This is a genomic window from Streptomyces sp. AC627_RSS907, from assembly GCF_019049165.1.
Genome location: NZ_JAGMUE010001465.1, coordinates 1 through 620, shown reverse-complemented (window position 1 = coordinate 620; position 620 = coordinate 1). Strand labels below are relative to the sequence as shown.

General features: G+C 72.6%; 1 protein-coding gene. It reads left to right on the top strand.

Annotation, left to right across the window (positions count from 1 at the left end):
* Positions 1-8 precede the first annotated feature (8 nt).
* A partial coding sequence (locus tag KUM32_RS42465; protein WP_217146917.1) for an acyltransferase occupies positions 9-620 on the top strand: 612 nt, incomplete at its 3' end.

Sequence of the window (620 nt, the reverse complement as noted above, 5' to 3'; positions counted from 1 at the left end):
GGCCGGGGGTGCCCTACGCTCCGGTCGCCGCCCTGGAGGGCAAGCCTCCGGGGCAGCGCCCGCCGTCGCGGCTACGCGCACTGGACGGGCTGCGGCTGGTCGCGGCGCTCATGGTCGCCTGCTACCACTACGGCGGGCGCGACGGCGAGATCGCCAAGGCGTGGGGCTCGTCCCCCTCCCACCAGTTCCCCACCGCGTCCGAGTGGTTCGCCTACGGCTGCCTCGGCGTGCAGATCTTCTTCGTCATCAGCGGCTTCGTGATCTGCATGAGCGGCTGGGGCCGTCCGCTCAAGGACTTCTTCGCCTCCCGCGTCTCGCGGCTCTTCCCCGCCTACTGGGCGGCGATCATCCTGGTCACGGCCGTCTTCGCGCTTCCGGCCGTGGCGTTCGCGACCGTCTCGCCCAGCGACACGCTGGTCAACTTCACGATGCTCCAGCAGCCGCTCGGCGCCGACCGGGTGCTCGGCGTGTGCTGGACCCTCTGGGCGGAGCTGCGGTTCTACGCGCTGTTCGCCCTGTTCGTGGTGCTCCCCGGGGCGAGCCGGCACCGGGTCGTGCTGTTCTGCGCGGTGTGGACGCTGGCCGCGGCCATGGCCGACGCCGCCGACCAGCCCCCCCTG